The following is an 8,869-nucleotide window of genomic DNA, read 5'->3' as shown; positions in this document are numbered from 1 at the left end:
ACTAGTGTAAGCATGAATATTGACGACAAGAGGCCACTTCTCCTTTGAATAGTAGCGTCTAGGTAATTCTAAGAGTGCGGCCGGGTGCCCATCATTGGAGATCTTTATTTTATGGGTAGTCTTAAAATGTGGCTGGTGTGCATAGACTTGAACAGTCTTAAACAAAAAGAACATTATCACCACGAGTGTGGCCCAGAATTTCATCTCTAGCTCCTTGTAATATCAGTATCATACTGTTCGGCCATGGCCACTTCTAGTAAAAATAGAAGGGATAAAGCAAAAATAATATTCATTTAACAGTCCAGTAAATCCATGGACTAATCGCATTAAATAGTTTAAGGTGAAGCCGTTAATTCATTGATAATTTAAATAAGAAGGATAATTTATGATTTCCACTTCCAATGTCAGTTTAAGCTTTGGTGGCAAGAAGCTATTTGAAGACGTTAATATCAAATTTACGCCAGGTAATTGCTACGGTTTAATTGGTGCCAACGGTGCTGGTAAGTCAACATTCATCAAAGTTCTTTCGGGTGAAGTTGAACCTAATACAGGAACAATTAATATCACTCCAGGTGAAAGACTTTCTATTCTTAAGCAGGATCACTTTGCATACGAAGAAGAACAAGTTCTACAAGCTGTTCTTATGGGTAATGAGAAGCTTTACTCAATCATGAAAGAAAAAGATGCCATCTACATGAAAGAAGATTTCAATGATGAAGATGGGATGAAAGCAGCAGAGCTTGAAAGTGAATTTGCTGAAATGAATGGTTACGAAGCTGAGTCAGAAGCAGGAATTCTTCTTTCTGGTCTTGGAATTGGAACTGAGTATCACTACAAATATATGAAAGAGCTTACGGGGCCAGAGAAAGTTAAGGTTCTTCTTGCTCAAGCACTTTTTGGTTCACCTGATATTCTTCTTCTGGATGAGCCGACAAACAACCTTGATATCAAGGCGATTCAGTGGCTAGAGAACTTCCTACTAAATTATGAAAAGACTGTTATCGTTGTATCCCACGACCGTCACTTCTTAAATAAAGTATGTACACATATTGCAGATATCGACTTTGGTAAGATCACAACTTATGCAGGTAACTATGACTTCTGGAGAAAATCTTCAGAGCTTGCTCAAAAGCTTCGTGCAGACCAAAATAAGAAAGCAGAAGATAAGGCCAAAGAACTTAAGGCCTTCATTCAACGATTCTCTGCCAATGCTTCAAAATCATCTCAAGCAACTTCAAGACAGAAACAACTTGAAAAGCTTGAGCTTAATGACCTTCCAAAATCAACGAGAAAGTACCCATTTGTACAATTCGATCCTAAGCGTGAAGCAGGAAAAGAAATTCTACGTGTTGATGGAATCACTAAGACAATCGACGGCGTTAAGCTTTTAGATAATGTTACATTCATGCTTAATAAAGACGATAAGATTGTTCTTCTTGGTGAGAACGATGTTGCCAAGTCGACTCTTATGAAAATCCTTATGGGCGAAATGGAACCTGATTCAGGAACTGTTGAATGGGGTGTGACAATCACTAAATCATACTTTCCTAAAGATAACTCTAGCTACTTCATGGATGGTAAGAACGATCTTGTGAACTGGCTAAGACAATACTCAGAAGACAAGGATGAAACATTTATTCGTGGCTTCTTAGGTAAGATGCTTTTCTCAGGAGAGGAAGCTCTTAAGAAGACAAATGTTCTTTCTGGGGGAGAGAAAGTTCGTTGTATGATGTCAAAGCTTATGCTTTCAGGTGCAAACGTTCTTCTTGTTGATGGACCTACTGATCACCTTGACCTTGAAAGTATCACGTCAGTGAACGAAGGTTTCACAAGATTTAAAGGTAACCTAATCTTTACTTCTCATGACCATGAGTTCATTCAAACGGTAGCAAACCGTATTATTGACCTTGACCACAACAATGGTAAGGTAATTGAAGATAAGTACGTCAGCTACGATGACTACTTAGCATCAAAAGCATAATCGCTATCAAATATTAAAGGCCTCTTCTTGAGGCCTTTTTGCCACTTTTACCTTATTACAAGGTCAATTCCTGTAAGAAAAACCCCTAAGCCCACTAAATCCCGTAAATCTAAATGTAAGAAAGTAAATTTCTTTAGCTAAACAAAATTTTAATTTCAAAAAAGTCACCCTCCACGTTAGAACTGGCCAAATTCAATTAAAACTCAGAGGGAGATTTATGAAAAAATTGGTTCTACTATTAGTGCTTACGGCCCTGACAGCAACGACTTTTGCTGCACCAGAAAGAGGAAGAAGAAATAACAATGATGACGAATTAAGAAATCGTCGCTCACGTGATGCTAGATACAATAGAGACTCACGTCAAAATAGACAACGTGACAGAAGATATGATGATCGTCGAAATGATAGAAGATACGATGACAGACGCTACGACGACAGAAGATACGATGACCGTCGCAGTGACAGACGCTACGACGACAGAAGATATGACGATCGTCGCACAACAAGACCTGATCCGACACGCGCTTACCGCCGCTACCGTCACACACCAAACCGTGACTATGTAAGACACAATCGTCGTTGGACAACGGCCCGTGACTATCACAGAACAGTAAGACCTATCTATGTTTATAATAACCGCTGGCTAAGAGTTAGTGTCTCTTATGTTGATGGTTACTACTGGGATTACGACTACCCATACTTTATCTACAATGGATACCGTCACCGTTACAGCGCATATGATACGTGTAACTACGAGCTTGTTGATAGCTGGAGCGATTCAGTTGAGAGAACATTCTACTCATTCTCTTGTTCAACTGGATACGACCTTTGTGCAGATCTGCGCGATGAACTGAATGATTATGAATACGATTACCGTTATTTCTGTGCTGAAAGATATAACTGGTAAATTCAATACTTAAATGGGGCCACATCAAGTGGCCCTTTTTTTATTTTCGAATGAATCGATTAAATGAAGAAAAAGAAATTAAGATTGAAAGAACGATGATTAAAATAGCAAAACCGATAATTTCAGTAGAGCTGAAAATATAATTTAAATCGAATTGAAGTTTTGCAACAGCATAAGTCACAAGCTGTCCTAGAGTAACTCCAACAACAACGGCACTCACAGACATTAAGGCCATCTCTTTCATAATAGACTTTCTAATCTCACTAAAACGAATCCCAATGATATTGATAAGAGAGATATCTTCTCGGCGAGACTCTAATTGGTGTGCAATGAGAGAGTAGATCACAAGAAGTCCAACAAGAAAGACAATGAAGCTCATTGTAACGAGAATCTTTGTGATACTCTCCATAATTGTCGCAACCCTTTTAAGAGAGCTTTGAATATCAATAAGAGACACGTTTTGAAACTTGGCCGCAAAGTCTGATTGAAGCTGATCATTAACATCACCCTCGCCTTTTCCAATAGCAGCAATGAAAGTCTTTGGAGCATCCTCTAGAACACCTGGGCCAAATGAGATAAAGAAATTTGGCAAGAAGCTCGTCCAACGAATAGAGCGAAAGCCTACAACTTTAGCAATAATAGGCATCCCTAGAATATTATACTCAAGCTCATCACCAAGATTAATCCCCAATCGACTCGCATAGCGCTGCTCTAAAGAAACTTCTGCCACTTCATCAGATTCAAAGTCAAAGCGCTTAGGCATACGCCCTTCGACAATCTCTTCACCTCTTACAAGATGATCGCGGTAACTTAAGTTAGCACTGCGATTACGACTACGTTGCTCCCTTTGCTCTTCTCTTGTTAAATCCCCAAGTTTTTCTGGGTTATAACCTTCACCATTAATCTTTACGAGTCGCCCACGAACCATTGGGCTGATATTGAGAAGATCTAGCTTCCTCTGAAAAACAAAAGTTTTTAGCTCCTCAACTTGTTCAGGCTGAATATCGAAGAGAAAGTAAACTGGACGCTCTTCTTGTGGCATTGATAATTCTGCTGCAAGAATATTTTTAATAGATGGAATTAGTGTCATTAGACTCGTTGAGATGAAAAGACATAAGAAGATAAACAAAGTTGAAATCTTGTGACGAGTCACATACTTAAAGGCCATATTAGATGATAAGCTAAGTTTTGGATTAAGTTTTCCAAGCCATGAAAGAATAAAACTTCCCACAGGAAAGAAGACCCCCACAATAATTAGGAAGACTGCAATGAATGCACTACCAACAATTAAGCTTTCAGATAAGTAGATGGCCATTACCCAATAGAAAATTACAATTGGAATAAATAGTAAATAATCATAGAAGTTCTTTGAAAGGCTCGTATCATGATCAAAGAGTGCCTTTTGATCGACTCTTAAATAAGGAATAATAAGAGCTGGTGCCAAGACAATTGTAGAGGCAACCCCTACGGCCATTGTGACAAAGAAAGTTGAAAGGCTAAATTCAAGAGCAAAATTAATTCCTAAATTTCGACTGACCATGGTTTGAATAACGGGACTAAATGCCGTCCCAATCGCAATTCCTAAAAGTGAACCAAATAGGCCTAGAAAGAAAAGCTTTAACGTATAGATCTTAAAGATATCTTTCTTTCTCATCCCAATAAAGCCAAGAATTGCAAGGTCCTTTCTTCTCTTTAATAGAAAGCCTCTAAAGAGGTAGATGAGACCTAGCCCTGCTAAGAATAGCCCGCATAGTGAAACAAGCCCAAGAAAGTCAGCGAGATAATCCATTGAACGCCCCACTCTTTCAGAATTAGACTGAGGAGATCGGATGCGAATTGATGAATCGATAATTTTAGCTTTTAAATCCTTTTCCGCTTTAACAAGTTCTTTGTCACTTAATTCTTTGGCCATCTTAAAATGTAAACTTCGCCAAATGGTACTTCCAGGTTTGATAAGATCAGTAGCATCTAAGACCTCATTCTTTAGATAGAGTCTTGGGGCCAGCTGTCCCATGGAAAAACCTGCAGAACCATCTTCTTCGACAATCCCCGCGACTTTAAACACTTTTGAACCAATCTTAATTTCTTTGCCAAGATCAAGTCCAAGTTGCCCAACAAGTTCAGGGTAAATAAAGACTTCATTATCTTTTAAATCACGAAAGCTCTTGCCACTCTTTGCTAGGATATCACCATAGAAAGGAAACCCTTGACCAAGTCCTCGTATATTGACAAGTCGACTTTTTTCGCCGTTAAAGAGCATCGAATAGAGTGAGCGATTGCGAGTCATCTCACTATAGTCGAGATTAGACTTTGCGATTTCTAAAGTATCCTTAGTAATGGCAATACGTGAACTAACCGATATATCAGAGCCTAGAAGTGATTTTGATTTCGCTGTTAGAGCACTATCAAATGAAGACTTAAAAACTTCAATAGTTGAAAGTCCAACCATTCCAATTGAGAGATTTAGAATAAAAATAATAAAGAACATTGGAGAGCTTCTAAGCTCTCGCATAACCATTTTAAGCTTCAAGACTTAACACTCCATTTTCTAAGTGATAAATCTTCTCACACCTCTTTGCTAAATCCTTATCATGAGTGACAAGAACAAGACTCATCTTTTCATCTCGAACGATATCAAAGATTAGATTCATAACTTCATCACCAGTATTCTCATCAAGACTTCCACTTGGCTCATCTGCCAGAAGAACACCAGGGTGAGTGACGAGAGCGCGAGCAATGGCAATTCGCTGCTTCTCTCCACCACTTAATTGATTTGGGAAATGCGTCTTTCGGTGACTCATGCCAACTTTTTCAAGAAAGTAATCCACACGATCTTTCTGATGGCCATTACCATTTACTTCGAGTGGTAAGAGGACATTTTCATATGCATTTAGATGTTCTAATAAATGAAATTGTTGAAAGACCACACCAATATGCTTTGCTCTAAGATCTGTGATCTCTTCGCTATTTAGATTTTTGAGTGAATTATTGCGATATGAAATATCACCACTGGTGGCATCATCAATTCCACATAAGAGTGATAAGAGAGTTGATTTTCCACTACCAGATTTACCTAGGATTGCGATGGTCTCCCCTTCGCTAACTCCAAGCTCAACACCTTTTAAAACATTGAGGATTTCTTCTCCTTGAGAAAAATCCTTTCTCACTTCTTTAAGTGATAATACTAATTCAGTCATTATAAAGCTTTCCTTATAAACGGTGCGACCGTCTTTGCAATAATCTTGTGTCCTTCCTCATTTGGGTGGATGCCATCGTCAATATTATACTGACGCTGTCCTGCTACATCCTTAAGTAAGAATGGAAGTAGTGTAACTCCCTCTTCTTTCTTTAAATCAGGAAACATTTTTTGAAATTCTTTCGTATACTCAGGCCCATAATTTGGTGGAATCTGCATTCCTGCCAAAATAACTTTTACACCCTTACTCTTTGCAAGCTTGATAGCATTTTTTAAATTCTCTTTTGTACTCACAAGTTTAATTCCACGAAGTCCATCATTTGCCCCAAGGGCAAGTAACATGACATCAGGCTTTCCTCTTAGTGACCACTTAAGGCGAGAGATTGCTGATGCTGAAGTAGAACCGCTAATACTTGCATTCATGACTTCAATTTCAATGCCTTCTTTTTTTAAGATATCTTTCACAAGATTTGGGTAGGCCTTCTCTGGATCAATTCCATAACCGGCAGTAAGAGAGTCTCCGAGAAAGAGAACTTTTGGCGCAGCAAATGTTGAAAGGCCAATTAATAGAACTAGTAAAAATTTATTCATAACAACTCCAATCATATTATTTTAGGGCATCACAGCAAAAATAGCGAAGTTCATTTCGCTTTTTTACAAAGATTTAACAAAGCCTTTATTAATGCTTTGCTGGCCCTCTTTCATCAGTTAAACTAGATAAGTGAGTCAAGGAATCGAGATACTTCAAAAAATATTTGGTTATAATGCCTTTCGCGGCAATCAAGAAAAGATTGTGGAAAGTGTCATTGCAGGAAATAACGCACTGGTCCTCATGCCAACAGGTGGTGGGAAGTCTTTGTGCTATCAAATTCCAGCACTTGCCCGCTTTGGAACGGCCATTGTTATCTCTCCCCTCATCGCTCTTATGAAAGACCAAGTTGACGCCCTCATTGAAAAAGGCGTCGAAGCGGCCTACTTAAATTCTTCAATTTCTCATAGTGAACAAGATGATATTGTGGGAAATCTTCTCAACGGAAATATTAAGATCCTCTACGTCTCGCCAGAGCGTATGATGAATGAATACTTTCAGCGAATCTTAGATCGCATTGAGATTTCTCTCTTTGCCATTGATGAGGCCCATTGTGTTTCTCAATGGGGCCATGACTTTAGACCTGAGTATATGCAACTTGGCATGATCACAAAGAAATTTCCCGACATCCCTCGCATTGCACTTACTGCAACGGCCGGTGAAGCAACACGTGGTGAAATCATTCGCTGTCTAAACCTCCATGGCTCAAGTCTCTTTATCAGCTCTTTTGATCGACCAAATATTACATACGAAGTTCAAAAGAAGACAACGAAAGAAAAAGACTTCTATCGTCTCACGAAATTTGTTCAAGATAATCTTGATGGCCAATCAGGAATCGTCTACTGCCTTTCACGCAAGGGTGTTGAAGAATGTGCCGACAAATTAGTTAAAGCGGGCTTTAAGGCCTATGCCTACCATGCGGGAATGAGTGCCAATTACCGCGAAAAAGTTCAAGAGAAATTTATCACTCAAAAGAATGTCATCGTTGTGGCAACCATTGCATTTGGAATGGGAATTGATAAGGCCGACGTACGCTTTGTTGCCCATATGGATATGCCAAAGTGTCTTGAGTCCTACTATCAAGAAACGGGACGAGCAGGACGAGATGGACTCCCTTCTCAGGTTCTAATGTTCTATGGACTAAGAGATCTTGTTCTTTTAAAAAGAATTGCTAATAAAGGCGTTGGCGCAGCAGCTCGTCGCCGAGTGAATGAAGAAAAGCTTGATGCCATTCTTGGTTTTTGCGAGGCCACAACTTGTCGCCGCGAAGTTCTTCTTAATTACTTTAATGACCCCTATCAAGGGCCATGTGGTAATTGTGATATCTGCTTAAGTGAACAGACTAAGCAGAAGCTTATTAATGCAACTGAAATAGCCAAGGCCGTTCTCACTTGTGTTTATGAAACTGACCAGCGCTACAACGTCCACTATATCATCGATGTTCTCAAAGGAAATATTTCAGGCGTCATTCAAAAAAATGGCCACCACCATATCACAAGCTTTGGTTATGCAAGTAAGGAAGACGAAGGCTTCCTCTATTCTCTATGTCGCCAACTAATTGCCCAAGGCCATCTTAAGATGATTATGGATGGAAGCTCAGAGATTAAACTTACTCAATCGGCCATTGATGTTATTGAAGATCGAAAAGAAGTCATGATTCGCGCAGACTTTAAAAAAGGTGCACCTGCTTCGAAGTCGACTGCGACAAAAACAAAAGCTACAAAGAAGAAAGCAGTTCGCAAAAAGGCCACCACAAGAAAGAAAGCTGTTGCCACATATAGGCCAAATGATGGAACTAATAAAACAATGTATGAGAATTTAAAAGTACTACGCTCTAAACTTGCCAAACAGAAACGCACACAGGCCTTTAAGATTTTTCCAGACAAGACTCTTATGGAGATGGCCGCCCAACGCCCACAAACTCTCGATGATCTCGAAAGCATCTATGGGGTTGGACCTAAGAAGCTTCAGCGCTTTGGGAAGATTTTCCTTGAGGCGTTAAATGGGGATGCTTAAACTTAACTGAGATTTATTTGCCTATTTTCACTTCGTGAAAATGTCGCTTTTTTGTTACGAATTACTGGCTAATTTTCACTCCGTGAAAATGTCGCATTTATATTGCGGAAATTTTGCGGGTGGCCCTGAGACGAACCGCTCGGGCTTGAACCCTCGCTCTCGACACTAATCTCTAGCTAA

The 8,869-nt window shown here is 39.4% G+C and carries 7 protein-coding genes; 3 read left to right on the top strand and 4 right to left on the bottom strand.

Going from position 1 to position 8,869, the window contains the following annotated elements; translation table 11 throughout:
• The coding region (locus tag ABMA79_RS09190) for a hypothetical protein (protein ID WP_393092051.1) at positions 1-204 on the bottom strand (204 nt) is incomplete at its 3' end.
• Positions 205-385: 181 nt separating this feature from the next.
• Here ABMA79_RS09190 and ABMA79_RS09185 point away from each other — a divergent pair.
• Together ABMA79_RS09185 and ABMA79_RS09180 are read left to right on the top strand one after the other, a co-directional pair.
• Positions 386-1,981 carry an ABC-F family ATP-binding cassette domain-containing protein gene (locus ABMA79_RS09185; protein ID WP_393092048.1) on the top strand — a complete coding sequence of 532 codons (1,596 nt, stop codon included), beginning with the start codon at positions 386-388 and terminating at the stop codon, positions 1,979-1,981.
• A gap of 217 nt (positions 1,982-2,198) precedes the next feature.
• Positions 2,199-2,888, top strand: coding sequence for a hypothetical protein (locus tag ABMA79_RS09180; RefSeq protein WP_393092045.1), 690 nt, complete (start codon positions 2,199-2,201; stop codon positions 2,886-2,888).
• Positions 2,889-2,928: 40 nt separating this feature from the next.
• On the opposite strand, the gene ABMA79_RS09175 is transcribed toward ABMA79_RS09180, so the two are convergent.
• Genes ABMA79_RS09175 through ABMA79_RS09165 form a run of 3 tightly spaced genes read right to left on the bottom strand, consistent with a single transcriptional unit; the run spans position 2,929 to position 6,675 of the window.
• The gene (locus ABMA79_RS09175) at positions 2,929-5,418 is read right to left on the bottom strand and encodes an ABC transporter permease (RefSeq protein WP_393092042.1); all 2,490 of its coding nucleotides are present in this window, start codon (positions 5,416-5,418) and stop codon (positions 2,929-2,931) included.
• Positions 5,408-6,085 carry an ABC transporter ATP-binding protein gene (locus tag ABMA79_RS09170; protein ID WP_393092039.1) on the bottom strand — a complete coding sequence of 226 codons (678 nt, stop codon included), beginning with the start codon at positions 6,083-6,085 and terminating at the stop codon, positions 5,408-5,410. The genes ABMA79_RS09175 and ABMA79_RS09170 overlap by 11 nt, the downstream gene beginning before the upstream one ends.
• Entirely contained in the window at positions 6,085-6,675 is a 591-nt protein-coding gene (locus tag ABMA79_RS09165) for an arylesterase (protein ID WP_393092037.1), read from the bottom strand. The genes ABMA79_RS09170 and ABMA79_RS09165 overlap by 1 nt, the downstream gene beginning before the upstream one ends.
• Positions 6,676-6,805: 130 nt before the next feature.
• On the opposite strand from ABMA79_RS09165, the gene recQ reads away from it, so the two are divergent.
• Positions 6,806-8,689, top strand: coding sequence for a DNA helicase RecQ (recQ, locus tag ABMA79_RS09160; protein WP_393092035.1), 1,884 nt, complete (start codon positions 6,806-6,808; stop codon positions 8,687-8,689).
• The last annotated feature ends 180 nt before the right edge of the window (positions 8,690-8,869 follow it).

It is taken from the genome of Halobacteriovorax sp. HFRX-2_2 (genome assembly GCF_043196705.1).
Taxonomy (GTDB): Bacteria; Bdellovibrionota; Bacteriovoracia; order Bacteriovoracales; family Bacteriovoracaceae; genus Halobacteriovorax_A.
The sequence above is the reverse complement of the archived record's forward strand: the minus strand, read 5'-3'. Positions and strand labels throughout refer to the sequence as shown.

Excerpts from the sequence above, each read along its gene's own strand:
- ABMA79_RS09185 (WP_393092048.1), top strand. The coding sequence starts at position 386 with ATGATTTCCACTTCCAATGTCAGTTTAAGCTTTGGTGGCAAGAAGCTA.
- ABMA79_RS09180 (WP_393092045.1), top strand. The coding sequence starts at position 2,199 with ATGAAAAAATTGGTTCTACTATTAGTGCTTACGGCCCTGACAGCAACG.
- ABMA79_RS09170 (WP_393092039.1), bottom strand. The coding sequence starts at position 6,085 with ATGACTGAATTAGTATTATCACTTAAAGAAGTGAGAAAGGATTTTTCT.
- ABMA79_RS09165 (WP_393092037.1), bottom strand. The coding sequence starts at position 6,675 with ATGAATAAATTTTTACTAGTTCTATTAATTGGCCTTTCAACATTTGCT.